The organism is Streptococcus mitis (assembly GCF_965111735.1).
Taxonomy (GTDB): domain Bacteria; phylum Bacillota; class Bacilli; order Lactobacillales; family Streptococcaceae; genus Streptococcus; species Streptococcus mitis_DR.
Window position 1 is genome coordinate 854509 of sequence record NZ_OZ217346.1, and the last position, 23992, is coordinate 878500.

Genomic DNA, 23992 nt, shown 5'->3' on the forward strand with positions numbered 1-23992 from the left:
TATAATTTAGTTAATAAGACCAAAAAGGTCATATATATAAAGGAGTCACAAAAATCATGAACAAACGTGTAAAAATCGTTGCAACTTTGGGACCTGCGGTAGAAATCCGTGGTGGTAAAAAATTCGGTGATGACGGATACTGGGGTGAAAAACTTGATGTTGAAGCTTCAGCTAAAAACATTGCTAAATTGATTGAAGCTGGTGCTAACACATTCCGTTTCAACTTCTCACACGGTGACCACCAAGAACAAGGTGACCGTATGGCAACTGTTAAACTTGCTGAAAAACTTGCAGGTAAAAAAGTTGGTTTCCTTCTTGATACAAAAGGACCAGAAATCCGTACTGAATTGTTTGAAGGAGATGCAAAAGAGTACTCTTACACAACTGGTGAGAAAATCCGTGTTGCTACTAAACAAGGAATCAAATCAACTCGTGATGTAATCGCATTGAACGTTGCTGGTGCTCTTGATATCTATGATGATGTTGAAGTTGGTCGTCAAGTTTTAGTTGACGATGGTAAACTTGGTCTTCGTGTGGTTGCTAAAGACGATGCAACTCGTGAATTTGAAGTTGAAGTTGAAAACGATGGCGTAATTGCTAAACAAAAAGGTGTTAACATCCCTAACACTAAAATTCCTTTCCCAGCTCTTGCTGAACGCGATAACGATGACATCCGCTTCGGTCTTGAACAAGGTATCAACTTCATCGCGATTTCATTTGTGCGTACTGCTAAAGACGTTAACGAAGTTCGTGCAATCTGTAAAGAAACTGGTAACGGCCACGTTCAATTGTTCGCTAAAATCGAAAACCAACAAGGTATCGACAACTTGGATGAAATCATTGAAGCTGCTGACGGTATCATGATCGCTCGTGGTGACATGGGTATCGAAGTACCATTTGAAATGGTTCCAGTTTACCAAAAAATGATTATTACTAAAGTGAACGCAGCAGGTAAAGTTGTTATCACAGCAACAAACATGCTTGAAACAATGACTGAAAAACCACGTGCAACTCGTTCAGAAGTATCAGACGTATTCAACGCTGTTATCGATGGTACTGACGCTACAATGCTTTCAGGTGAGTCTGCAAACGGTAAATACCCACTTGAGTCAGTAACTACAATGGCTACAATCGACAAGAATGCTCAAACTCTTCTTAACGAATACGGTCGCTTGAACTCAGATTCATTTGAACGTAACTCTAAGACAGAAGTAATGGCTTCAGCTGTTAAAGATGCTACTAACTCAATGGACATTAAATTGGTTGTAACTCTTACTAAGACAGGTCACACTGCACGTTTAATCTCTAAATACCGTCCAAATGCTGATATCTTGGCATTGACATTCGACGAATTGACAGAACGTGGATTGATGTTGAACTGGGGTGTTATCCCAATGTTGACAGATGCTCCATCATCAACTGACGATATGTTTGAAATTGCTGAACGTAAAGCAGTTGAAGCAGGTCTTGTACAATCTGGTGATGATATCGTTATCGTAGCTGGTGTACCACTTGGAGAAGCTGTACGTACAAACACAATGCGTATCCGCACAGTACGTTAATTAAAATAAAAAGCCTATCATATTAAGTGAACTGCACCCCAAAAGTTAGACAGAAAAAATCTAACTTTTGGGGTGTTTTTATTATGAAATTAACTTATGATGATAAAGTTCAGATCTATGAACTTAGAAAACAAGGATATAGCTTAGAGAAGCTTTCAAATAAATTTGGGATAAATAATTCTAATATTAGGTACATGATTAAATTGATTGATCGTTACGGAATAGAGTTCGTCAAAAAAGGAAAAAATCGTTACTATTCTCCTGATTTAAAGCAAGAAATGATTAATAAAGTCTTACATGAAGGCTGGACTAAAGATAGAGTTTCTCTTGAATACGGCCTCCCAAGTCGTACGATACTTCTTAATTGGCTAGCACAATACAAGAAAAACGGGTATACTATTGTTGAGAAAACAAGAGGGAGACCAACTAAAATGGGACGTAAACGGAAGAAAACTTGGGATGAAATGACAGAACTAGAGCGACTCCAAGAGGAGAATGAACGCTTACGTACTGAGGTGGCTTACTTAAAAAAGTTAAAAGAGCTGGAAGACAGGGACGAAGCCATACAGCGAGAAAGGCAGAGACAATTAGAGAAATGGCTTCAGGAGGATTTCGACTAGATTTACTTCTTGAAGTGACTCGTTTACCTAGCTCAACTTACTATTATCAGTTGAAGGAACTAGATGGGCTTGACAAAGATAAAGATCTTAAAGCTGAAATTCAAGCTATTTTTACTGAGCACAAAGGAAATTATGGCTATCGCCGAATAACTCTTGAATTGAGGAATCGTGGTCATATAGTAAACCATAAGAAGGTCCAACGTCTGATGAAAATCCTTGGTTTAAGTGCTCGAATTCGCCGTAAACGAAAGTATTCTTCCTACCAAGGAGAGATTGGCAAGAAAGCAGAGAATATCATTCAACGCCAGTTTGAAGCATCGAGACCAATGGAAAAGTGTTATACGGATGTGACAGAGTTTGCCATTCCAAATAGCACGCAGAAATTGTATTTATCGCCTGTTTTAGATGGATTTAACAGCGAAATTATTGCTTTTAATCTTTCTTGTTCTCCTAATTTAGAACAAGTAAAAAAGATGTTGGAACAGGCCTTCACAGAGAAACACTACGAGAATACGATTCTCCATAGTGACCAAGGTTGGCAATACCAACACGATTCTTATCATCGGTTCCTAGAGAGTAAGGGAATTCAAGCATCCATGTCACGAAAGGGCAACAGCCCAGACAACGGTATGATGGAATCTTTCTTTGGCATTTTAAAATCCGAAATGTTTTATGGCCATGAGAAAAACTTTAAATCACTTAATCAATTGGAACAAGCTATTATAGACTATATCGATTACTACAACAACAAACGAATTAAGGTAAAACTAAAAGGACTTAGCCCTGTACAATACAGAACTAAATCCTTCGGATAAATTAATTGTCTAACTTTTTGGGGTCAGTACATAATATGCGTTTTTTGATTATGACATTTAATAGATAAACATGGCATCGCCAAAACTGAAGAAGCGGTAGTGTTCTTGAATGGCATGGTGATAAGCGTCTAAGACTAATTCACGGCCGGCAAAGGCAGAAACCAACATGACCAGAGTTGATTTTGGCAGGTGGAAGTTGGTTGAGAAGGCATCCACGACCTTCCACTCATACCCAGGTTTGATAAAGATATTGGTCCAGCCAGAATCTGCTTGGATTTGCCCATCAAACTTGGAACCAATAGTCTCCAAAGTGCGTATAGAAGTGGTTCCGACAGCGATGACACGCCCCCCATTTTCCTTAACAGAGCGAAGAGTGGCAGCCGCTTCCTCAGAAAGCTGGTAGAATTCTGAGTGCATTTCGTGTTCGTCCAGATTGTCAACTGAAACGGGTCTAAAGGTTCCTAGTCCGACATGAAGAGTCAGATAGACTAGATGAACACCCTTAGCTTGGATTTCTGCTAGCAGTTCTTTAGTGAAGTGTAGTCCAGCAGTTGGTGCTGCAGCAGAGCCACTTTCCTTGGCGTAAACAGTTTGATAGCGTTCACGGTCATCCAGTTTTTCATGAATATAGGGTGGTAGTGGCATTTCTCCCAGACTTTCCAAAACTTCTAGGAAAATTCCTTGGTATTCAAAGCGGACAATGCGGCCCCCGTGAGTCAATTCTTCCGTAACGACAGCGCTGAGGCGACCATCACCAAAGCTGACACGAGTACCAATCTTGAGGCGTTTGGCAGGTTTAGCCAGAACTTCCCACTCATCGCCACTAATGTTTTTGAGTAGGAGCAGTTCCACATGACCTCCAGTTTCTTCCTTTTGACCATAGAGGCGGGCAGGGAGAACACGGGTATCGTTCATAACAAGGGCATCACCAGGTTCCAGCATATCAATAATAGAGTGGAAGTGTTTATCCTGCATTTCTCCCGTCTCACGATTGACAATGAGGAGTTTAGAAGCGTCCCGTTTTTCAAGGGGCGTTTGGGCAATCAATTCCTCGGGTAAGTGGAAATCAAAATCAGCTGTATTCATATATCTGTTCATTCTTTCTAAGTTCTAATCTTATCCATTATAACATGTTTCAAGTTTGGACGCTCTTTTTTTGAAAATTAAATCGTTTTCACTTGACAAAAATTGGTCTATACCATATAATAAATATAGATTGAAACGGAGGATAAAAAGATGAAAGTTATTAAAGTTGAAAACCAAATCGAAGGTGGAAAAGTTGCTTTTGAGATTTTGAAGGAAAAATTAGCCAATGGAGCTCAAACCCTAGGACTTGCGACAGGAAGTAGCCCACTTGAATTTTACAAGGAAATTGTTGAGAGTGACCTTGATTTTTCAAATCTAACCAGTGTCAACCTTGATGAGTATGTAGGGCTTGATGGAGACAATCCACAGTCTTACCGTTACTTCATGCAAGAAAACTTGTTTAACCAAAAACCATTTAAAGAAAGTTTCTTGCCTCGTGGGGTTAAGGACAATGCTGAAGCTGAAGTTGAACGCTACAACCAAATTTTGGCTGACCATCCAGTGGACCTTCAAATCTTGGGAATCGGTCGCAATGGACATATCGGCTTTAATGAGCCTGGTACTCCATTTGACAGTCAAACACATCTAGTAGAACTTGACCAGTCTACTATCGAAGCCAATGCGCGCTTCTTTGACAAGATTGAAGATGTTCCAACCCAAGCCATTTCAATGGGGATTAAAAATATCTTGGATGCTAAGTCTATTCTTCTCTTTGCTTACGGTGAATCAAAAGCAGAAGCTATTGCTGGAACAGTGTCTGGTCCAGTGACTGAGAACTTACCAGCAAGTAGCCTACAAAATCACCCTGATGTGACGATTATCGCAGATGCTGAAGCGCTCAGCTTGTTAGAAAAATAAAAAATCAGCACCCTTCAGTTTTTCTATTTAATGCTTTCAAGACTTGTATAAATGGAAGAAAAAATCAAAATTAAACCGGATTTTTTCTTGACAATTATTCCTTTTACGTGTAAAATAGAATAGATCTTGAACTTGAAGGGAGTGAAAAAAATGTCTAAAACAGTAGTACGTAAGAATGAATCTCTTGACGACGCACTTCGTCGTTTCAAACGTGCGGTTACTAAAGCTGGTACTCTTCAAGAAACACGCAAACGTGAATTCTATGAAAAACCTTCTGTAAAACGTAAACGTAAATCAGAAGCAGCTCGTAAACGTAAAAAATTCTAATTAGAAATGAAAGGCTGGAGAAATCTAGTCCTTTTTCTTTTAATACTCTTCGAAAATCTCTTCAAACCACGTCAACGTCGCCTTGGATTATATATGTGACTGACTTCGTCAGTCTTATCTACAACCTCAAAACGGTGTTTTGAGCAACCTGCGACTAGTTTCCTAGTTTGCTCTTTGATTTTCATTGAGTATAAATAAATACTTCAAAACCTGCAAAAATCTGAAATATCCTCCTACAATTTGATATAATAGAGAGAAGAACTCATTTGAAGGAGGAAATGATGTCGGTTTTAGTAAAAGAAGTGATTGAAAAGCTTAGACTAGACATTGTCTATGGCGAACCAGAATTACTTGAAAAGGAAATTAATACCGCGGACATTACGCGACCTGGTCTTGAAATGACGGGCTATTTTGACTATTATACGCCTGAGCGAATCCAGCTCTTGGGAATGAAGGAGTGGTCCTACCTCGTTTCGATGTCCTCTCACAACCGTTACCAAGTCTTGAAAAAAATGTTTCTACCTGAGACACCTGCGGTTATTGTTGCCCGTGGTTTGGTGGTTCCGGAGGAAATGTTAAAGGCAGCCAGAGAATGTAAGATTGCCATTTTAACCAGTCGTACAGCAACCAGTCGTTTATCTGGAGAGTTATCTAGTTATCTGGATTCACGTTTAGCAGAACGGACCAGTGTACACGGTGTCTTGATGGATATCTATGGGATGGGTGTCTTGATTCAGGGAGATAGCGGTATCGGTAAGAGTGAAACAGGTTTAGAGCTTGTCAAACGTGGTCACCGCTTGGTAGCAGATGACCGTGTCGATATCTTTGCCAAGGATGAGATTACTCTTTGGGGTGAACCAGCTGAAATCTTGAAACACTTGATTGAAATTCGTGGGGTTGGGATTATCGATGTTATGAGCCTCTACGGTGCGAGTGCGGTCAAGGATTCTTCACAAGTCCAGCTGGCTGTTTACTTGGAAAATTACGATACGCATAAGACTTTTGATCGTCTTGGAAACAATGCTGAAGAAATAGAAATTTCTGGCGTAGGCATTCCTCGTATCCGTATTCCAGTTAAAACAGGTCGGAATATCTCTGTCGTGATTGAGGCTGCTGCCATGAATTATCGTGCCAAGGAAATGGGCTTTGATGCGACGCGTTTGTTCGAAGAACGTTTGACCAATCTTATTGCTCAAAATGAGGAGGTGCCTCATGCTTGATCCAATTGCTATTCATCTAGGTCCTCTAGCCATTCGTTGGTATGCTTTGTGTATTGTGACAGGTTTGATTCTTGCGGTTTATCTGACTATGAAAGAAGCGCCTAGAAAGAAAATCATACCAGACGATATTTTAGATTTTATCTTGATAGCCTTTCCTTTGGCTATTTTAGGAGCTCGTCTCTACTATGTCATTTTCCGTTTTGATTACTATAGTCAGAATTTGGGAGAGATTTTTGCCATTTGGAATGGTGGTTTGGCCATTTACGGTGGTTTGATTACTGGGGCTCTTGTACTTTATATCTTTGCTGATCGTAAACTCATCAATACTTGGGATTTCCTAGATATTGCGGCGCCTAGCGTCATGATTGCCCAAAGTTTGGGTCGCTGGGGCAATTTCTTTAACCAAGAAGCCTACGGTGCAGCAGTGGATAATCTGGATTATCTACCTGGCTTTATCCGTGACCAGATGTATATTGAGGGAAGCTACCGTCAACCGACCTTCCTTTACGAGTCTCTATGGAATCTGCTTGGCTTTGCCTTGATTCTGATTTTTAGACGAAAATGGAAGAGTCTCAGACGAGGTCATATCACTGCTTTCTACTTGATTTGGTATGGTTTTGGTCGCATGGTCATTGAAGGCATGCGGACAGATAGTCTCATGTTCTTTGGCCTTCGAGTGTCTCAATGGCTTTCAGTTGTTCTTATCGGACTGGGTATTTTTATCATTCTATATCAAAATCGAAAGAAGGCCCCTTACTATATTACAGAGGAGGAAAATTAAATGTTAGAAGTTGCATATATTCTTGTAGCCCTTGCTTTGATTGTCTTTTTAGTCTATCTAATCATTACTGTACAAAAGCTTGGACGTGTTATAGATGAAACAGAGAAGACGATTAAAACCTTAACTTCAGATGTGGATGTGACCTTGCATCATACCAATGAATTGCTGGCCAAGGTCAATGTCTTGGCAGATGATATTAACGTCAAGATGGCAACGATTGATCCACTCTTTAGTGCAGTTGCAGATTTATCTCTATCTGTTTCAGATCTTAATGACCATGCGCGTGTATTGAGTAAGAAAGCTTCATCAGCTGGTTCAAAGACACTCAAGACTGGTGCAAGTTTGTCAGCTCTTCGTGTAGCAAGTAAATTTTTCAAAAAATAAAAAAGGAGAATTCTTATGGGTAAACTATCCTCAATCCTTTTAGGAACCGTTTCAGGTGCAGCTCTCGCCTTGTTTTTAACAAGCGACAAGGGCAAACAAGTTTGCAGTCAGGCTCAAGATTTTCTAGATGATTTGAGAGAAGATCCTGAGTATGCCAAGGAGCAGGTCTGTGGAAAACTGACAGAAGTCAAGGAGCAGGCTACAGATTTTGTTCTTAAAACCAAAGAACAGGTTGAGTCAGGTGAAATCACTGTGGACAGTGTCCTTGCTCAAGCCAAATCATGTGCTCGTCAAGCGACCGAAGCATCAAAAGAACGATTCAATAATCTCAAGGAGCAATGGCAAGAAAAGGCCGAAACTCTTGATGAATCAGAAGAGATCGTTATTGACATAACAGAAGAATAAACCATCACCATCTCTGGACGGACTATGTATCTGGGGATGGTGATTTTTTTCTCCTAGCCAGTCTTTGTGGTATAATAATTACTATGCAGAAGAAACCAACGTCAGCCTATGTGCACATCCCGTTTTGTACCCAGATTTGTTATTATTGTGACTTTTCAAAGGTCTTCATCAAGAATCAGCCGGTAGATAGTTATTTGGAACATCTGCTAGAAGAGTTTCAATCTTATGATATTCAAAAGTTGAGAACCCTCTATATCGGTGGTGGCACACCGACAGCTTTGTCAGCTTCTCAACTGGAGGTGTTATTGAAGGGCTTGACTAAAAACTTGGACTTGTCTGTCTTAAAAGAGTTGACCATTGAAGCCAATCCAGGCGACTTGGATGCAGATAAGATAGCTGTTTTGAAAAACTCGGCTGTCAATCGTGTTTCGCTAGGTGTGCAGACCTTTGATGATAAGATGCTGAAAAAGATTGGGCGCAGTCATTTGGAGAAGGATATTTATGAAAATATCGACCGTCTGAAACTGGCTGGTTTTGACAATATCTCTATTGACTTGATTTATGCGCTACCTGGCCAGACCATGGAGCAAGTTAAGGAAAATGTGGCTAAGGCTATTGGACTGGATATTCCCCACATGAGTCTCTATAGCTTGATTTTGGAAAATCACACGGTCTTTATGAATCGGATGCGACGTGGGAAATTGCCTCTGCCTAAAGAGGAACTGGAAGCGGAGATGTTTGAGTACATCATTGCAGAATTGGAGCGAGCAGGTTTTGAGCATTATGAGATTTCCAATTTTTCCAAACCCGGTTTTGAAAGTCGTCACAATCTCATGTACTGGGACAATGCTGAATACTATGGCATCGGTGCTGGGGCATCTGGTTATGTCAATGGTGTTCGTTATAAAAATCATGGTCCCATTCGTCATTATCTCAGTGCGGTTGAGGAAGGCAATGCTCGTATCACAGAAGAGCACCTGAGTCAAAAAGAGCAAATGGAAGAAGAAATGTTCCTGGGGCTTCGCAAGAAATCAGGGGTCTCTATGGCGAGATTTGAGGAGAAATTTGGTCGGCCGTTTGAGGGGCTTTATGGCGAAATTGTCAGAGACTTGGTTCAACAAGGTCTCATGCAAATAGAGGGTGACCGAGTTCGCATGACAAAAAGAGGTCTCTTTTTAGGAGACACTGTAGCAGAACGATTTATTTTGGAGTAGGATGATGGGCTTAACTTATCAAATGAAAATGAAAATTCCTTTTGATATGGCTGATATGAACGGTCATATCAAGCTTCCAGATGTGATTTTACTGTCCCTGCAAGTTTCAGGGATGCAGTCAATTGAACTGGGAGTTAGTGATAAGGCTATTTTGGAGGATTATAATCTGGTCTGGATTATTACAGACTATGATATTGAGGTAGCTCGTTTGCCTCGTTTTGCGGAAGAAATCACCATCGAAACGGAAGCCTTGAGCTACAATCGGCTCTTTTGCTACCGTCGCTTTACCATTTATGATGAAGTGGGGCAGGAGCTCATTCACATGATGGCGACCTTTGTTCTCATGGATCGAGATAGTCGAAAAGTCCATGCTGTCGAACCTGATATTGTGGCTCCTTACCAGTCTGATTTTGATAAAAAGCTTATTCGTGGACCAAAATATGCAAATCTAGAAGAGCCAATCAGCAAGGATTACCATGTTCGTTTTTACGACTTGGATATGAATGGTCATGTCAATAACAGTAAATACCTAGACTGGATTTTTGAGGTCATGGGAGCGGACTTTTTGACCCACTATATTCCCAAGAAAATCAACCTCAAGTATGTCAAGGAAGTTCGACCAGGTGGGGTGATTACATCGTCTGTTGAATGGACTGGACTGGAAAGCAAGCATGAGATCACAAGCGACGGGGCTACCAATGCCCAAGCTATCATCACTTGGCAAGAAATGAAGAAGGATTAGAGAAAAATATGAAATATAAAGGCTATTTAATTGATTTAGACGGAACCATTTATAAGGGGAAAGATCGAATTCCAGCAGGAGAGGCTTTTGTCCATGAATTGCAAAAGCGGAACATTCCCTATCTTTTTGTGACCAACAATACAACCCGTACTCCTGAGAGTGTTCAAGAAATGTTGGCTCAGAATTTTAATATCGATACGCCCCTATCGACTGTCTACACAGCGACTTTGGCAACTATCGACTATATGAATGACTTGGGACTGGAAAAGACTGTCTATGTTATCGGAGAAGCAGGGCTCAAGGAAGCCATCAAGGCGGCTGGTTATGTGGAAGACAAGGATAATCCAGCCTATGTGGTAGTAGGCCTGGACTGGCAAGTGGACTATGAAAAATTTGCCACGGCAACTCTTGCTATTCAAAAAGGTGCCCACTTTATCGGAACCAATCCTGACCTCAACATCCCGACAGAACGCGGTCTTTTGCCTGGTGCTGGTTCACTGATTACCCTTCTTGAAGTGGCAACACGAGTGAAGCCTGTTTATATAGGGAAACCAAATGCTATCATTATGAACAAGGCGGTTGAGCACTTAGGTTTGGAACGTGAAGAGTTGATTATGGTTGGGGACAACTATCTGACAGATATCCGAGCAGGGATTGACAATGGCATTCCAACGCTCTTGGTGACGACAGGTTTTACCAAGGCAGAAGAAGTAGCAGACCTGCCAATCGCACCGACTCATGTGGTTTCTAGCCTTGCGGAGTGGGATTTTGATGAAAACTAAATTAACCTTTTGGGGTTCTATGCTCTTTCTCCTCTCCCTCACAATTCTTCTGACCATCTATCTGGCTTGGATTTTCTATCCGCTGGAAATTCAGTGGTTAAGTTTAACGGATCGGGTCTATCTAAAGCCAGAAACTATTCAGTACAACTTTCATATCTTGATGAATTACCTGACCAATTCCTTTAGTCAGGTCTTACAGATGCCAGATTTTCGTTCGTCAGCAACTGGTCTGCATCACTTTGCAGTGGTCAAGAATCTCTTCCACTTGGTTCAGATAGTAGCTCTAGTGACACTGCCAAGTTTCTATTTCTTTGTCAAAGGGATTGTGAAAAAGGGCTTTTTATCTTTATTCAGTAAGGGGCTTTTGACTCTAGTAGTCTTGCCTGTGCTGATTGGTCTTGGGGGAGTTTTGATTGGTTTTGACCAATTCTTTACTCTTTTCCATCAAATTCTTTTTGTGGGAGATGATACCTGGCTTTTTGATCCAGCCAAGGATCCTGTTATTCTGATTTTGCCAGAGACCTTTTTCCTCCATGCCTTCCTCCTCTTTTTTGCCCTCTATGAAAGCTTCTTTGGCTATCTGTATCTGAAAAGTCGTAGGAAATAATACTAAAGATGTTCTTATTTTGAGTAAATAAGTTAGGTATGTGATTCGAAACTATTGTCAAGAGTGAATTAACTAAATCTACCTTACCTCAATCGTTCGCAAACAGTCTATTTTTCTTGAAAAAATAGGCTTTTTTTCTAAAAATCTCTAGTCAAGCGCTTTATTTTTTTGTATAATAGAAGTAGCAAAGTATAGATAAGAAGAGAAAAGCATGATTACACTATTTCTATCACCGAGCTGTACTTCATGTCGTAAGGCGAAGGCCTGGTTAGAAAAACATAAGGTGCCCTTTGAGGAGCACAATATTATGACCAGTCCTTTAACGAGAAAAGAATTGCAACACATTCTTTCCTTGACCGAAAATGGTACTGATGACATCATTTCAACTCGTTCAAAAATTTTTCAAAAATTAGATATTGATGTAGAAAGTATTTCGGTATCAGAATTGCTTCATTTGATTGAGCAGTACCCTAGTCTTTTGCGTCGTCCCATTATTATTGATGCCAAACGCATGCAAATTGGTTTTAATGAAGATGAGATTCGTGCTTTTCTCCCTCGTAGTTACCGTAAGCAAGAACTAAAAGAAGCAAGAATGAGAGCTGGTATTAGTTAATGAACAAACAGTATAGTTACCCACTAGATTTGTCGTGGAGCACTGAAGAACTTGCTTCAGTGCTTTCTTTTTTTAATGATGTTGAAGCTGCCTATGAAGGCAAGGTAGAGGCTAAAAAGTTACTGGACTCCTATAAGGGATTCAAAGCGGTCGTGCCAAGCAAGAGCGAAGAAAAACGTTTGGGACGAGAATTTGAAACAGTTAGTGGCTATTCGCTTTATCGAGCAGTTCAGACTGCCAAGGAAAAAGGGGAAGGGAAGATTTCTCTTGGAAAGTAAATTTGAATTTGCTAAAGAGCTTGTCAATAAGGCGGGTCAGTACATTCTTGACCATATGCAGGAAGACTTGTGTGTTGAAACCAAGTCCTCTCCAACAGATTTGGTGACCAGACTGGACAAGGAAGTTCAGGAACTCTTGGTTAGTGAGATTTTGTCTCGTTATCCTGAGGATAAGATTTGTGCTGAAGAAGGGTGTCTGCGAGCCTCGGTTAAAGAGGGTAAGGTTTGGGTCATTGATCCCATCGATGGGACCAATAATTTTGTGGCCCAGCAGGAAGATTTTGCTGTCATGATGGCTTATTTTGAAAATGGTCAGGGACAGTTTGGTCTGATTTATGATGTGGTCAAAGGGGATTGTTATCACGGTGGTGGAGCCTTTCCAGTTTGTCTAAATGATAGGCCCCTAGCTCCCTTTAAAGCAAAACCACTTGGAGATTTCCTTATTGCAGGGAATAGTGGTATGCTGGAAACCAATGAATGGGGGCTGGCTGATTTGAGTCGAGCCGTACTAGGTGTTCGTGTCTATGGGAGTGCGGCTATTAGTTTTGCCAAGATTTTGTCAGGGCGTTTGTTGACCTATGTCACCTATCTGCAACCATGGGATTATGCTGCGGCTAGTATTTTAGGGGAAAGTCTGGGCTATCGGGTTGTGACTCTATCTGGTCACCCGCTTGATTTTCAAACCAGACAACCGGTCATGATGTTACCTCTTGAGATGCAGGAGGAAATTCAGTCCTATATTTACGAAAGGAAAAGAACTTAGATGCAATTTCCAGAAGGATTTGTTGAAAAATATGAAGAGATATTAGGAGATGAGGCAAGAGATTTTCTTGCCTCTTTTGAGGAGGAAGCGGTTTCGGCTTTTCGGGTCAATCCTTTAAAAGAAGCGCCAGTTTCCTTTCCTGATGCCATTCCTCAAACTCCTTGGGGCCACTACGGGAAGGTTTCAGGGAAATCGCCTGAGCATGCTACTGGTTTGGTTTATTCGCAAGAACCTGCTGCCCAGATGGTGGCTCAGGTAGCCAAGCCCAGTCCTGGGATGAAGGTCTTGGACTTGGCAGCTGCACCGGGTGGCAAATCAACTCAACTGGCAGCCTATCTAGCAGGGGAGGGGCTACTTGTTTCCAATGAAATTTCAAGCAAACGGGCTAAGATTTTAGTAGAAAATATGGAGCGCTTTGGAGCGACAAATGTCGTAGTGACTAATGAATCTGCCGACAGCTTGGCCAAGGTCTTTAAAGGCTATTTTGACCTTATTGTCCTTGATGCTCCTTGCTCTGGGGAAGGGATGTTTCGTAAGCAACCAGATGCTATGGACTATTGGAGCTTAGATTATCCGAGTCAATGTGCTAGCTTGCAAAGAGAAATTCTGGAAGATGCAGTAACCATGCTAGCTGAAGGTGGTCGCTTGGTTTATTCAACCTGTACCTGGGCACCTGAGGAAAACGAAGAGATCGTCAATTGGCTACTGGAAGAGTATGATTTTGACTTGCTACCAGTTGAACATATCAATGGAATGGTAGCTGGTATTGACCTGCCAGAAACGGCTCGGATGTACCCTCATCATTTTAAGGGAGAGGGGCAGTTTGTAGCTCATCTACAATTTAAAGGTGAAAATCCAGCACCTAAATTTAAGGCAAGTAAGAGCAACCTCGGCCGAGAACAACTTACTTTGTGGCAGGAATTTGCCCAAAAACACCTGAAAATCAATCTAAGGGGTATCTTGCAGACTTTTGGTGACCAACTTTATCTCTTGCCAGAACTCTTGCCAGATTTAGGGAAGCTCAAGATTGCTAGGAATGGCCTGCATCTAGGGACCTTTAAGAAGAAACGCTTTGAGCCCAGTTTCGCTCTTGGTCTAGCCTTGAAACCGAGTCAGGTCAAGCAGTCGGTTGAAATTGACCAAGAAGCGTTTGTAAAGTATGTGGCTGGAGAAACCGTTCAGCTGGCGGAAAGTCTGCCAAATGGTTGGTACCAAGTTTTGGTTCAGGGCAACGGTTTGGGCTTTGCTAAGGTGACTGGAAATGTTTTGAAAAATTATTTTCCTAAAGGCCTCAGATTCAAGTGAAAATGCTAGTCAAAGTAGCTTGTCTATGTTATAGTGGAAGTATGGATTTTTTTTCAAATTGTCTTTCATTTTAAGTCAAAATTGGTGGAGACGGCAACTGAGCAAATTTCTAGTAAAATTAAGCTATCAACTTCAGTTTGCTCTCAATTTTAAAAAAGAAAAACATAAATAAATAGTTGAAAAAATTCACAGCATTCACCATTATTTTCAAGGAGAAAAACAGTGAAAAAAAGGAAAAAACTCGCTCTATCCCTTGCGGCTCTCTTGCTAGCAGGTTCTTTGGCGGGATGTGCTAGCTGGATTGATCGTGGAGAATCCATGACAGCTGTTGGCTCAACGGCTCTTCAGCCCTTGGTCGAAGCAGCAGCAGATGAATTTGGCTCTATGCACGTTGGAAAAACAGTTAACGTCCAAGGTGGAGGATCTGGTACAGGTCTGTCTCAGGTTCAGTCTGGAGCTGTTGATGTAGGAAATTCAGACGTATTTGCCGAGGAAAAAGACGGTATCAACGCTTCTGCTCTAGTGGACCACAAGGTTGCCGTAGCGGGCTTGGCAGTCATTGTAAATAAGGAAGTTGACGTTGAAAATCTGACAACTGAACAACTCCGAAGCATCTTCACAGGTCAAGTGACCAACTGGAAAGAAGTCGGTGGGAAAGACCTAGCCATCTCTATTATCAACCGTGCAGCAAGTTCTGGTTCGCGTGCCACCTTTGATAGTGTTGTTATGGATGGCCAATCTGCCATTCAGAGTCAAGAACAGGATTCAAATGGGATGGTCAAAAACATTGTTTCCCAGACACCAGGAGCCATTTCTTATCTAGCCTTTGCCTATGTGGATGACTCAGTTAAACGCATGAAGTTGAATGGCTATGAGCCGATTGCAGAAAATGTTACAAGCAATAACTGGCCTTTGTGGTCTTATGAACATATGTACACCCTAGGTCAGCCAAATGAATTGGTGGCAGAATTTCTCAACTTTGTCCTCTCAGATGAAGCGCAAAGCGGAATCGTTAAGGGAATGGGCTATATTTCTGTCAAGGAAATGAAGGTTGAAAAAGATGCTGTTGGAACGGTAACAGCACTAGAAGGGAGTCACTAATGAATCAAGAAGAATTAGCTAAAAAATTACTTTCTCCCTCAAAGAACTCTCGTTTAGAGAAACTAGGAAAAGGCTTGACCTTTGCCTGTCTGTCTTTGATTGTCATCATCGTGGCCATGATTTTGATTTTCGTAGCCCAAAAAGGCTTGTCGACCTTCTTTGTCAATGGGGTCAACATCTTTGATTTCCTCTTTGGACAAACTTGGAATCCTTCAGGTAAACAATTTGGTGCCCTTCCTATGATTTTGGGTTCCTTTATTGTCACAATCCTTTCAGCTCTTATCGCAACTCCTTTTGCCATTGGTGCGGCAGTCTTTATGACCGAAGTCTCACCAAAAGGTGCTAGAATCTTGCAACCAGCTATTGAATTGCTTGTTGGGATTCCTTCAGTCGTATATGGATTTATCGGTTTGCAGGTCGTAGTTCCCTTTGTTCGTAGTGTCTTTGGTGGAACTGGTTTTGGGATTTTGTCAGGGATTTTCGTTCTCTTTGTCATGATTTTACCGACGGTAACCTTTATGACAACGGATAGCTTGCGTGCGGTGCCTCGTCACTACCGAGAAGCTAGTTTGGCTATGGGAGCCACTCGTTGGCAAACCATCTGGCGCGTGACCTTGAAGGCAGCGCGTTCAGGGATTTTCACAGCAGTGGTCTTTGGGATGGCGCGTGCCTTTGGTGAGGCCTTGGCCATTCAGATGGTAGTTGGAAACTCAGCCGTTGTCCCAACTTCATTGACAACACCTGCTGCGACCTTGACCTCTGTGTTGACCATGGGTATTGGAAATACGGTTATGGGAACAGTTGACAATAACGTTCTCTGGTCACTGGCCTTAGTCTTGCTTTTGATGAGTTTGGCCTTCAACAGTGTGATTAAATTGATTACGAAAGAAAGAGGAAAGAAAAACTATGCACGCTAAGAAATTAGATAAAATTGCAACAGCTGTCCTCTACTCGATTGCAGGAATTATCGTTGCCATCTTGGCATCCTTGATTCTTTATATCTTGGTTCGTGGTTTGCCCCACATCTCTTGGTCTTTCTTGACTGGCAAATCATCTTCTTACCAAGCAGGTGGAGGGATTGGAATTCAGCTCTATAATTCCTTCTTCCTTCTGGTTATTACCTTGATTATCTCTGTTCCCTTGTCTATGGGAGCTGGGATTTTCCTAGCTGAATATGCCAAGAAAGGTCCTGTGACCAACTTTGTCAGAACCTGTATTGAAATCTTGTCTTCACTGCCATCAGTGGTTGTAGGTCTCTTTGGTTACTTGATCTTTGTAGTTCAGTTTGAGTATGGATTTTCAATCATTTCAGGTGCCTTGGCCTTGACAGTCTTTAATCTGCCTCAGATGACTCGTAATGTTGAGGACAGTTTGAAAAACGTTCACCATACGCAACGTGAGGCTGGTCTGGCTCTTGGGATTTCTCGTTGGGAGACTGTGGTTCATGTGGTCATTCCAGAAGCTCTTCCAGGTATTGTAACGGGGGTTGTCTTGGCCTCTGGTCGTATCTTTGGTGAGGCTGCTGCTCTTATCTATACAGCAGGACAATCCGCTCCAGCCCTAGACTGGTCTAACTGGAATATTCTCAGTGTGACCAGCCCAATCTCTATCTTCCGTCAAGCAGAAACCTTGGCTGTCCACATCTGGAAAGTCAATAGTGAAGGCACTATTCCAGATGGAACCATCGTATCAGCAGGTTCTGCAGCCGTGCTCCTCATCTTTATCCTCATCTTTAACTTTGGAGCCCGCAAACTCGGAAGCTACCTACATAAGAAATTAACCGCTGCCTAAAGGAGAAGCCATGTCAAAATATAATTGGGATGAAAAGCATATCATCACCTTTCCTGAAGAGAAAGTGGCCCTCTCTACTAAGGATTTACATGTTTACTACGGTAAAAATGAATCCATCAAGGGCATCGATATGCAATTTGAAAAAAATAAAATTACGGCCTTAATTGGCCCTTCTGGTTCAGGAAAATCAACCTACCTCCGCAGTCTCAATCGCATGAATGATACCATTGATATTGCTAAGGTAACAGGTCAAATTCTCTATCAAGGGATTGATGTCAACCGTCCAGAAATCAACGTTTATGAAATGCGTAAACACATCGGGATGGTCTTCCAACGACCAAATCCCTTTGCCAAGTCTATCTACCGTAACATCACTTTTGCCCATGAACGTGCAGGAGTTAAGGACAAGCAAGTCTTGGATGAAATTGTGGAAACCTCTCTCCGTCAGGCTGCCCTTTGGGACCAGGTCAAGGACGATTTGCACAAGTCGGCCTTGACACTATCAGGTGGTCAGCAGCAACGTCTCTGTATCGCTCGTGCTATCTCTGTTAAACCAGATATCCTTTTGATGGATGAACCGGCATCAGCCTTGGATCCGATTGCGACAGCCCAGCTGGAAGAAACCATGTTGGAATTGAAGAAGGACTTTACCATCATCATCGTGACCCACAGTATGCAGCAGGCTGCGCGTGCTAGTGACTACACAGGATTTTTCTACTTGGGTGACTTGATCGAGTACGATAAGACCTCTAATATTTTCCAAAATGCCAAACTACAGTCAACCAATGACTACGTAACAGGACACTTTGGATAGAAAGGAAACAGTATGACAGAAGCGATTTTACAGGTGTCAGACCTGTCCGTTTACTACAATCAAAAAAAGGCCTTGAATAGTGTTTCCCTATCTTTCCAACCCAAGGAAATTACAGCCTTGATCGGTCCATCTGGATCAGGGAAATCAACCCTCCTAAAGGCTATCAACCGCATGGGGGATCTTAATCCAGAGGTAACCACAACTGGTTCAGTGGTTTATAACGGCCACAACATTTACAGCCCGCGTACAGATACAGTTGAATTGCGGAAGGAAATCGGTATGGTTTTCCAACAACCAAACCCCTTCCCTATGTCTATCTACGAAAATGTTGTTTACGGACTTCGTATCAATGGAGTGAAGGATAAGCAGGTTCTGGATGAAGCGGTAGAAAAAGCCCTACAACGAGCTTCTATCTGGGATGAGGTCAAGGATCGCCTGCATGATTCAGCTATCGGGCTTTCAGGTGGACAACAGCAACGTGTCTGTGTTGCCCGTGTCTTGGCAACAAGTCCTAAAATCATTCTCTTGGATGAACCGACTTCAGCCTTGGACCCTATCTCGGCTGGTAAGATTGAGGAAACCTTGTATGGTCTAAAAGATAGATATACCATGCTCTTGGTTACGCGTTCCATGCAACAAGCTTCTCGTATTTCTGACAAGACAGGATTTTTCCTAGATGGAGATTTAATCGAGTTTAACGATACCAAGAAGATGTTCCTAAACCCACAACACAAGGAAACAGAAGATTATATTTCAGGAAAATTTGGATAAGGAGATAAATGATGTTACGTTCTCAATTTGAAGAAGATTTGGAGAAATTGCACAACCAGTTCTATGCTATGGGACAAGAAGTGCTATCCCAAATCAATCGGACAGTGCGTGCCTTTGTTACGCATGACCGTGATTTGGCCAAGGAAGTTATCGAAGATGATGCAGAAGTAAACGAATACGAAGTGAAATTGGAGAAGAAATCATTTGAAATGATTGCCCTTCAACAACCGGTTTCTCAGGACTTGCGTACTGTTCTAACAGTCTTGAAGGCTGTATCAGACTTGGAACGTATGGGGGACCATGCTGTTTCCATTGCAAGAGCAGCCATTCGTATGAAGGGGGAGCAACGTATCCCAGCTGTTGAAGAAGAAATCAAGAGAATGGGTCGCGATGTCAAGAACTTCGTTGAAGCAGCCCTAGAACTCTATCTGAATGGTTCAGTAGACCAGGCCTATGAAGTAGCAGCAATGGATGAAAAAATCAACCATTACTTTGATAGTATTCGTGACTTGGCTACAGAAGAAATCAAAAAAAATCCTGATGCCATTGTTACAGGTCGTGATTACTTCCAAGTGATTGCCTTCTTGGAACGTATTGGAGACTATGCCAAAAATATCTGTGAATGGGTTGTTTACTTTGAAACAGGTAAGATTGTCGAACTATAAAGTATTCAAAGGATAAAATTATTGTGAAAGCTTACTTTTTAATACAGTAAGCTTTCATTGTATAGATAGTTTACTTTGTCAGAGGTGAATAATGAACTACATACAGAATATCAGAAAAAAAGTTGGAAAAGATAAAATTATTTTAAATTTTACCTGTGGAATATTAAGTCAATCAGGAAAAATTTTATTACAAAAACGAGCAGATAAAGGAACGTGGGGATTACCAGGTGGTGCTCTTGAATTAGGAGAATCGGCTTTAGAAGCTTTAGTGCGAGAGTTTTATGAAGAAACAGGAGTCGAAGTGAGGGTGGAAAAACTCTTAAATGTTTATACAAAATATTCAGACAGTTATCCGAATGGTGATGAGGCTCAAGTTCTTACAATCTTGTATTTAGTTTCATCTGAAACTTCTATCTCTACAAATTTTTTTACAAGTGATGAAACTTTAGAATTAGGATTTTTTGATCATAGTGACATACAAAATATTGCAATTGTAAACCAGCAGCATCAAGATATGATAAATGATTTTTTTGAAAATAAGTTCCCAATAGATAGATAAACTAACCACTGTATTTCTATTTTTTAGTAAATATATTTTATGAAAATGTAAGAAAAATACTTGACAAGTAACTTGGATAGCGTTATAATTATACAAAATTAACAGAGAGGTTGTTTATTTATGAAATCAAAAAAATGGATATTTGTTTTATGTAGTTTTCTTGCAAGTTTCTTCTTAGTAGCTTGCCAGTCGGGTTCTAATGGTTCTCAGTCAGCTGTTGAGGCCATTAAGCAAAAGGGGAAATTAGTTGTGGCGACTAGTCCTGACTATGCACCCTTTGAATTCCAATCCTTAGTTGACGGGAAAAACCAGGTAGTCGGTGCGGATATTGACATGGCACAGGCTATCGCTGATGAACTTGGGGTGAAGTTGGAAATTTCAAGCATGAGTTTTGATAATGTCTTGACTAGTCTTCAAACTGGTAAGGCTGACCTAGCGGTTGCGGGAATTAGCGCTACTGACGAGAGAAAAGAGGTCTTTGATTTTTCAATCCCTTACTATGAAAACAAGATTAGTTTCTTGGTTCGTAAGTCTGATGTAGAAAAATACAAGGATTTAACTAGCCTTGAAAGTGCTAATATTGCAGCCCAAAAAGGGACTGTTCCAGAAGCTATGGTCAAGGAACAATTGCCAAAAGCTCAGTTGACTTCCCTAACCAATATGGGTGAAGCTGTTAATGAATTACAGGCTGGAAAAGTAGATGCTGTTCACATGGATGAGCCTGTTGCTCTTAGCTATGCTGCTAAAAATGCCGACCTAGCTGTCGCAACTGTCAGCTTGAAGATGAAGGACGGCGAAGCAAATGCAGTTGCCCTTAGAAAAAATAGTGCTGATTTGAAAGAAGTGGTGGACAAGGTCATCCAAAAACTCAAGGATGACGGCACCTACCAAAAATATCTTGAAAAAGCGGCAACCTTAACAGAAGTTGAAGAATAAGAAAAAGCAGAGTTGGAAGTCATTCCAATTCTGCTTTTAAATAGTTTAAAACCTTTTCCAGAATGTCTAAGGACACCTTGGCAAATTGATAAGGACAGGCACCCAAGTAAGCCTCTTCAAAGAAATCCAAGCCCAGTTGGCTGTGTTTGAGACTGGCGATTTTAGGATACTGTCTCAGGTCTAGTAATAAACCATCGTGTAGGGGATAATGAGGGAGGGGACAAGGAGTGTTAGCTAGTCTTTCCTCGATTTGTTTTTGGTAGTCTTCCTGATTGGATAAGCGAGCTAGACGGTTTTTCTCAAACAGTTGACTGTCGATATAGAGTGACAGGGCCTTTTGCATAATGAGGTTGCTGTCGTAGTCTAGGATATTTTTGTAGGCCACAAAGGCTTCTTTGATAGCATTTGGAAGGATGAGTGCTGTTATCCGCAGGGCTGGAAAGAGGCTGGTTGAGAAGGACTTGATATAAATGACGCGTTCCTCTGTATCCAGATAGTGGAAGGTCTGACCCTTCTTGGAGTCCAAATCACCCAGATAGTCATCCTCTACGATATAGACTCCATATTTGGCAGCTAAGTCAAGAATAGCCCGTTTGTCCTGCTCAGAATAGGAATGCCCCAGAGGATAGTGGAAGCGAGGAATGGTGTAGAAAAACTTAATTTTTCCTGTTTTGAAGTGGCCTTCAAGCTCCTCCAAGTCAATCCCATCAATACTTCGTTCAATGGTTTGATAGTCCAGACCCTGAGCAATCAAGAGACGATTCATCCGATGGTAGGTCGGTTGTTCCACCAAGATTTCCTTAGCTTGGCTAGGAAAGGAAATTTGAGAGAGGATAAAAAGGGCTTGTTGGGTTCCAGAAGTCAGTACCAGTTGGTCAGTCTTGCAGTAGAGAGCTTGGTCAAAGAGCAGTTTATGAATGGATTGTCTTAAGTCTTCTAATCCTTCTTGGTTGTCATAGTAGTTGAAGAGGTAGTTTTCCCGGCCAATCAAGGTTTCATTGACACAGAGTCGAAAATCGTCATAGGCACTGGCATGTTCGTCAGTGACTTCGATTTCTAGATCCTGGTGTTGCCCTTGTTCTAGGACATAGTAACCACTCTGGGGCTTGGCATAGAGGTATTGTTCGTGCCGTAATTCCAGAAGGGCTCTCTGAATGGTATCCTTGCTACAGTGAAAGTCAAGGCTCAGTTGACGGATAGAAGGCAGGCGGCTTCCCGTTGGAAAGCGTCCAGACTCGATACTATTTTTCAGATAAGCTACGACCTCTTGGTACTTGCTTTGTTTCTTCATTCCAGACCTCCCTTGATTTTGTTACATTGTACCCTTTTTTTTCCTTCTTGGCAATGTATAGAGTGTTTCTCTCGTTCACATATAAAGCTAAATGTGGTATACTTAGGAGTAACATTTATAGAATAACAGACAAGAAAGTGAATGGATAAGAACGTGCAGGAACCAGTGAAATTATTTCAATACAATACCCTAGGAGCCTTGATGGCCGGCCTTTATGGTGGTACCATGACAGTGGGAGAATTGCTAGAGCATGGTGACCTTGGTTTGGGAACCTTGGATTCTATTGATGGGGAATTGATTGTCTTGGATGGCAAGGCTTATCAGGCCAAAGGATCAGGAGATCAGCCAGAAATTGTGGAAGTATCACCAGATGCCCTTATTCCTTATGCAGCAGTAGTACCACATCAGGCAGAGGTCATTTTCCGCCAGCGCTTTGAGATGACAGACAAGGAATTGGAAGAACGAATTGAGTCTTATTATGACGGGGAAAATCTTTTTCGCTCTATCAAGATTCGGGGGGAATTTTCGCATATGCATGTGCGCATGATTCCTAAGTCGACACCAGATACCAAGTTTGCTGATGTCGCAACCCATCAACCTGAATATAGTCGCGACAATGTGGCAGGGACCATCGTTGGTTTCTGGACGCCAGAGATTTTTCATGGGGTCAGTGTGGCAGGCTATCATCTACACTTTATATCAGATGACTTGACCTTCGGTGGGCATGTTATGGACTTTGTCATCAAGGAAGGCATTATCGAGGTGGGAGCGGTTGACCAGTTGGACCAACGTTTCCCAGTCCAAGATCGTCAATACTTGTTTGCTAAGTTCAATGTTGACGAGATGAAAAAAGATATTGAAAAGGCGGAATAGGAGAAGAAAATGACCATTCATATTATCATTACCATGGTGCTGTTGCTGGTTATCTTGCTAGGAAGCATTTGGTATGCCAAAAAGAAATATCAGATCAATCTAGCTGTCTTGGGATTGGGTGCTGTTGCTTTCTTTGTCTCTTCACAGATTTTAGAAAAACTGGTGCATATCTTGGTTTTACATCCTCAAAAAGACGGTAGTATTGCCCTCTTGCAAGACCATCCGCTTGTCTATATCATCTATGGCCTAGCCATGGCAGCATTTTTTGAGGAAACTGCTCGTCTTATTTTCTTCAAATGGTTGGAGAAAAAGAGAAGTTTGGAAAAGGCAGATGCCTTGGCTTATGGATTGGGGCATGGTGGCTTGGAGTTGATTTTCCTAGGTCTTACTAGTTTGATTAATCTCTACATCGTTCTCTCAGCAGTTCAAACTCAGAATCCACAGGTCATGCAATTGCTGTCTGAAAATATGTTGAAAACTATTCAGTCGCTATCAGTCTGGCAGATTTATTTGCTTGGTTTTGAGCGAATCTTGGCCCTAGGTTTCCAATTACTCTTGACTGTTTGGGTTTACCAAGCTGTTCGCCAGAAGAAATGGATTTATCTCCTAGCGGCCTATGGACTACATGCCTTCTTTGACCTGGCACCATCTCTTGCCCAAGTTGGCTGGTTGACCAATCCAGTCTTGGTTGAAGTTGTCCTAGCACTTGAACTTGTTCTGCTTGCCTATGGAACAAAGGCTATCTTTTGCAAAAAATCATAAAAAGAGGGGAAACCTCTTTTTTGTTTAAAATAAGCCCAAGATTTTTTAGGGTCGTCAAATGGTCTTA

28 protein-coding genes are annotated in these 23992 nt (G+C 41.6%); 26 read left to right on the top strand and 2 right to left on the bottom strand.

The window, feature by feature from the left end:
• Nucleotides 1-56 precede the first annotated feature (56 nt).
• Nucleotides 57-1562: a pyruvate kinase gene (gene pyk, locus ACLV7W_RS04165; protein ID WP_411865486.1), complete on the top strand. Its 1506-nt coding sequence runs from the start codon at nt 57-59 to the stop codon at nt 1560-1562.
• An 83-nt stretch (nt 1563-1645) separates the two neighbouring features.
• Nucleotides 1646-2997 (top strand): IS3 family transposase gene (locus tag ACLV7W_RS04170; RefSeq protein WP_411865217.1). Its coding sequence is split into 2 segments (ribosomal slippage): nt 1646-2087 and nt 2087-2997, totalling 1353 coding nucleotides; the frame shifts between segments, so codons are not numbered across the junction.
• A 57-nt stretch (nt 2998-3054) separates the two neighbouring features.
• Here the strand turns inward: ACLV7W_RS04170 and queA are convergent.
• Complete coding sequence (gene queA, locus ACLV7W_RS04175) at nt 3055-4083, bottom strand: tRNA preQ1(34) S-adenosylmethionine ribosyltransferase-isomerase QueA (RefSeq protein WP_020901527.1); 1029 nt, start codon at nt 4081-4083, stop codon at nt 3055-3057.
• Between the two features lie 150 nt (nt 4084-4233).
• Between queA and ACLV7W_RS04180 the strand changes: the two genes are divergently transcribed.
• From ACLV7W_RS04180 to ACLV7W_RS04285, 22 genes are all read left to right on the top strand, one after another.
• Entirely contained in the window at nt 4234-4941 is a 708-nt protein-coding gene (locus ACLV7W_RS04180) for a glucosamine-6-phosphate deaminase (protein WP_000864591.1), read from the top strand.
• A gap of 150 nt (nt 4942-5091) precedes the next feature.
• Nucleotides 5092-5268 (top strand): 30S ribosomal protein S21, encoded by a 177-nt coding sequence (gene rpsU / locus ACLV7W_RS04185; protein WP_000048054.1) that lies wholly within the window; start codon nt 5092-5094, stop codon nt 5266-5268.
• A gap of 281 nt (nt 5269-5549) precedes the next feature.
• Nucleotides 5550-6488 carry an HPr(Ser) kinase/phosphatase gene (gene hprK / locus ACLV7W_RS04190; protein WP_162927913.1) on the top strand — a complete coding sequence of 313 codons (939 nt, stop codon included), beginning with the start codon at nt 5550-5552 and terminating at the stop codon, nt 6486-6488.
• Entirely contained in the window at nt 6481-7269 is a 789-nt protein-coding gene (gene lgt / locus ACLV7W_RS04195; protein WP_156011794.1) for a prolipoprotein diacylglyceryl transferase, read from the top strand. Before hprK ends, lgt begins: the two co-directional genes overlap by 8 nt.
• Nucleotides 7270-7653 (top strand): DUF948 domain-containing protein, encoded by a 384-nt coding sequence (locus ACLV7W_RS04200; RefSeq protein WP_070478414.1) that lies wholly within the window; start codon nt 7270-7272, stop codon nt 7651-7653.
• Between the two features lie 15 nt (nt 7654-7668).
• On the top strand, nt 7669-8058 hold the full coding sequence (locus tag ACLV7W_RS04205; protein ID WP_247939403.1) for a YtxH domain-containing protein: 390 nt from the start codon (nt 7669-7671) through the stop codon (nt 8056-8058).
• 83 nt (nt 8059-8141) lie between these two features.
• Nucleotides 8142-9272: a radical SAM family heme chaperone HemW gene (gene hemW / locus ACLV7W_RS04210; RefSeq protein WP_411865487.1), complete on the top strand. Its 1131-nt coding sequence runs from the start codon at nt 8142-8144 to the stop codon at nt 9270-9272.
• 4 nt (nt 9273-9276) lie between these two features.
• Nucleotides 9277-10014 (top strand): acyl-ACP thioesterase domain-containing protein, encoded by a 738-nt coding sequence (locus tag ACLV7W_RS04215; protein ID WP_411865488.1) that lies wholly within the window; start codon nt 9277-9279, stop codon nt 10012-10014.
• An 8-nt stretch (nt 10015-10022) separates the two neighbouring features.
• Nucleotides 10023-10796 carry a TIGR01457 family HAD-type hydrolase gene (locus tag ACLV7W_RS04220; protein ID WP_411865489.1) on the top strand — a complete coding sequence of 258 codons (774 nt, stop codon included), beginning with the start codon at nt 10023-10025 and terminating at the stop codon, nt 10794-10796.
• On the top strand, nt 10786-11403 hold the full coding sequence (locus ACLV7W_RS04225; protein WP_411865490.1) for a TIGR01906 family membrane protein: 618 nt from the start codon (nt 10786-10788) through the stop codon (nt 11401-11403). Before ACLV7W_RS04220 ends, ACLV7W_RS04225 begins: the two co-directional genes overlap by 11 nt.
• A 211-nt stretch (nt 11404-11614) precedes the next feature.
• A complete protein-coding gene (locus ACLV7W_RS04230; RefSeq protein WP_000631254.1) occupies nt 11615-12016 on the top strand; it encodes a Spx/MgsR family RNA polymerase-binding regulatory protein in 402 nt (133 codons plus the stop codon).
• Nucleotides 12016-12294, top strand: a complete 279-nt coding sequence (locus ACLV7W_RS04235; RefSeq protein WP_001041977.1) for a UPF0223 family protein — start codon at nt 12016-12018, stop codon at nt 12292-12294. The genes ACLV7W_RS04230 and ACLV7W_RS04235 overlap by 1 nt, the downstream gene beginning before the upstream one ends.
• Nucleotides 12284-13057: an inositol monophosphatase family protein gene (locus ACLV7W_RS04240; protein ID WP_411865491.1), complete on the top strand. Its 774-nt coding sequence runs from the start codon at nt 12284-12286 to the stop codon at nt 13055-13057. The genes ACLV7W_RS04235 and ACLV7W_RS04240 overlap by 11 nt, the downstream gene beginning before the upstream one ends.
• Nucleotides 13058-14362, top strand: a complete 1305-nt coding sequence (locus tag ACLV7W_RS04245) for an RsmF rRNA methyltransferase first C-terminal domain-containing protein (RefSeq protein ID WP_411865492.1) — start codon at nt 13058-13060, stop codon at nt 14360-14362. It begins immediately after the preceding gene.
• Between the two features lie 222 nt (nt 14363-14584).
• The gene (locus ACLV7W_RS04250) at nt 14585-15463 is read left to right on the top strand and encodes a phosphate ABC transporter substrate-binding protein PstS family protein (RefSeq protein WP_049542864.1); all 879 of its coding nucleotides are present in this window, start codon (nt 14585-14587) and stop codon (nt 15461-15463) included.
• Nucleotides 15463-16380: a phosphate ABC transporter permease subunit PstC gene (pstC, locus tag ACLV7W_RS04255; protein ID WP_001070903.1), complete on the top strand. Its 918-nt coding sequence runs from the start codon at nt 15463-15465 to the stop codon at nt 16378-16380. Before ACLV7W_RS04250 ends, pstC begins: the two co-directional genes overlap by 1 nt.
• A complete protein-coding gene (gene pstA, locus ACLV7W_RS04260; RefSeq protein ID WP_411865493.1) occupies nt 16370-17254 on the top strand; it encodes a phosphate ABC transporter permease PstA in 885 nt (294 codons plus the stop codon). The genes pstC and pstA overlap by 11 nt, the downstream gene beginning before the upstream one ends.
• Nucleotides 17255-17264: 10 nt before the next feature.
• The gene (pstB, locus tag ACLV7W_RS04265; RefSeq protein ID WP_000049848.1) at nt 17265-18068 is read left to right on the top strand and encodes a phosphate ABC transporter ATP-binding protein PstB; all 804 of its coding nucleotides are present in this window, start codon (nt 17265-17267) and stop codon (nt 18066-18068) included.
• Nucleotides 18069-18080: 12 nt separating this feature from the next.
• Nucleotides 18081-18839, top strand: coding sequence for a phosphate ABC transporter ATP-binding protein PstB (pstB, locus tag ACLV7W_RS04270; RefSeq protein WP_049542866.1), 759 nt, complete (start codon nt 18081-18083; stop codon nt 18837-18839).
• A gap of 11 nt (nt 18840-18850) precedes the next feature.
• On the top strand, nt 18851-19504 hold the full coding sequence (gene phoU, locus ACLV7W_RS04275; protein WP_000946460.1) for a phosphate signaling complex protein PhoU: 654 nt from the start codon (nt 18851-18853) through the stop codon (nt 19502-19504).
• Between the two features lie 91 nt (nt 19505-19595).
• Nucleotides 19596-20063: an NUDIX hydrolase gene (locus tag ACLV7W_RS04280; RefSeq protein ID WP_001106783.1), complete on the top strand. Its 468-nt coding sequence runs from the start codon at nt 19596-19598 to the stop codon at nt 20061-20063.
• A 120-nt stretch (nt 20064-20183) separates the two neighbouring features.
• Entirely contained in the window at nt 20184-20999 is an 816-nt protein-coding gene (locus ACLV7W_RS04285; RefSeq protein WP_000837375.1) for an ABC transporter substrate-binding protein, read from the top strand.
• 19 nt (nt 21000-21018) lie between these two features.
• Here the strand turns inward: ACLV7W_RS04285 and ACLV7W_RS04290 are convergent, their stop codons facing one another.
• Complete coding sequence (locus ACLV7W_RS04290; RefSeq protein WP_084925822.1) at nt 21019-22290, bottom strand: PLP-dependent aminotransferase family protein; 1272 nt, start codon at nt 22288-22290, stop codon at nt 21019-21021.
• Nucleotides 22291-22431: 141 nt separating this feature from the next.
• Between ACLV7W_RS04290 and budA the strand changes: the two genes are divergently transcribed.
• Both budA and ACLV7W_RS04300 read left to right on the top strand, forming a co-directional pair.
• On the top strand, nt 22432-23163 hold the full coding sequence (gene budA / locus ACLV7W_RS04295; RefSeq protein WP_000360295.1) for an acetolactate decarboxylase: 732 nt from the start codon (nt 22432-22434) through the stop codon (nt 23161-23163).
• Nucleotides 23164-23172: 9 nt separating this feature from the next.
• Entirely contained in the window at nt 23173-23925 is a 753-nt protein-coding gene (locus ACLV7W_RS04300) for a YhfC family intramembrane metalloprotease (RefSeq protein ID WP_411865494.1), read from the top strand.
• Nucleotides 23926-23992: the final 67 nt, after the last annotated feature.

Bases quoted from the DNA above. Each gene is read 5' to 3' on its own strand.
- hprK (WP_162927913.1), top strand. From the start codon at position 5,550: ATGTCGGTTTTAGTAAAAGAAGTGATTGAAAAGCTTAGACTAGACATT.
- ACLV7W_RS04230 (WP_000631254.1), top strand. From the start codon at position 11,615: ATGATTACACTATTTCTATCACCGAGCTGTACTTCATGTCGTAAGGCG.
- pstB (WP_049542866.1), top strand. From the start codon at position 18,081: ATGACAGAAGCGATTTTACAGGTGTCAGACCTGTCCGTTTACTACAAT.
- queA (WP_020901527.1), bottom strand. From the start codon at position 4,083: ATGAATACAGCTGATTTTGATTTCCACTTACCCGAGGAATTGATTGCC.
- pstB (WP_000049848.1), top strand. From the start codon at position 17,265: ATGTCAAAATATAATTGGGATGAAAAGCATATCATCACCTTTCCTGAA.
- ACLV7W_RS04180 (WP_000864591.1), top strand. From the start codon at position 4,234: ATGAAAGTTATTAAAGTTGAAAACCAAATCGAAGGTGGAAAAGTTGCT.
- ACLV7W_RS04290 (WP_084925822.1), bottom strand. From the start codon at position 22,290: ATGAAGAAACAAAGCAAGTACCAAGAGGTCGTAGCTTATCTGAAAAAT.
- budA (WP_000360295.1), top strand. From the start codon at position 22,432: ATGGATAAGAACGTGCAGGAACCAGTGAAATTATTTCAATACAATACC.
- rpsU (WP_000048054.1), top strand. From the start codon at position 5,092: ATGTCTAAAACAGTAGTACGTAAGAATGAATCTCTTGACGACGCACTT.
- ACLV7W_RS04215 (WP_411865488.1), top strand. From the start codon at position 9,277: ATGGGCTTAACTTATCAAATGAAAATGAAAATTCCTTTTGATATGGCT.
- phoU (WP_000946460.1), top strand. From the start codon at position 18,851: ATGTTACGTTCTCAATTTGAAGAAGATTTGGAGAAATTGCACAACCAG.
- pyk (WP_411865486.1), top strand. From the start codon at position 57: ATGAACAAACGTGTAAAAATCGTTGCAACTTTGGGACCTGCGGTAGAA.
- ACLV7W_RS04205 (WP_247939403.1), top strand. From the start codon at position 7,669: ATGGGTAAACTATCCTCAATCCTTTTAGGAACCGTTTCAGGTGCAGCT.
- pstA (WP_411865493.1), top strand. From the start codon at position 16,370: ATGCACGCTAAGAAATTAGATAAAATTGCAACAGCTGTCCTCTACTCG.
- ACLV7W_RS04200 (WP_070478414.1), top strand. From the start codon at position 7,270: ATGTTAGAAGTTGCATATATTCTTGTAGCCCTTGCTTTGATTGTCTTT.
- lgt (WP_156011794.1), top strand. From the start codon at position 6,481: ATGCTTGATCCAATTGCTATTCATCTAGGTCCTCTAGCCATTCGTTGG.
- hemW (WP_411865487.1), top strand. From the start codon at position 8,142: ATGCAGAAGAAACCAACGTCAGCCTATGTGCACATCCCGTTTTGTACC.
- ACLV7W_RS04220 (WP_411865489.1), top strand. From the start codon at position 10,023: ATGAAATATAAAGGCTATTTAATTGATTTAGACGGAACCATTTATAAG.
- ACLV7W_RS04225 (WP_411865490.1), top strand. From the start codon at position 10,786: ATGAAAACTAAATTAACCTTTTGGGGTTCTATGCTCTTTCTCCTCTCC.
- ACLV7W_RS04300 (WP_411865494.1), top strand. From the start codon at position 23,173: ATGACCATTCATATTATCATTACCATGGTGCTGTTGCTGGTTATCTTG.
- ACLV7W_RS04280 (WP_001106783.1), top strand. From the start codon at position 19,596: ATGAACTACATACAGAATATCAGAAAAAAAGTTGGAAAAGATAAAATT.
- pstC (WP_001070903.1), top strand. From the start codon at position 15,463: ATGAATCAAGAAGAATTAGCTAAAAAATTACTTTCTCCCTCAAAGAAC.
- ACLV7W_RS04285 (WP_000837375.1), top strand. From the start codon at position 20,184: ATGAAATCAAAAAAATGGATATTTGTTTTATGTAGTTTTCTTGCAAGT.
- ACLV7W_RS04245 (WP_411865492.1), top strand. From the start codon at position 13,058: ATGCAATTTCCAGAAGGATTTGTTGAAAAATATGAAGAGATATTAGGA.
- ACLV7W_RS04235 (WP_001041977.1), top strand. From the start codon at position 12,016: ATGAACAAACAGTATAGTTACCCACTAGATTTGTCGTGGAGCACTGAA.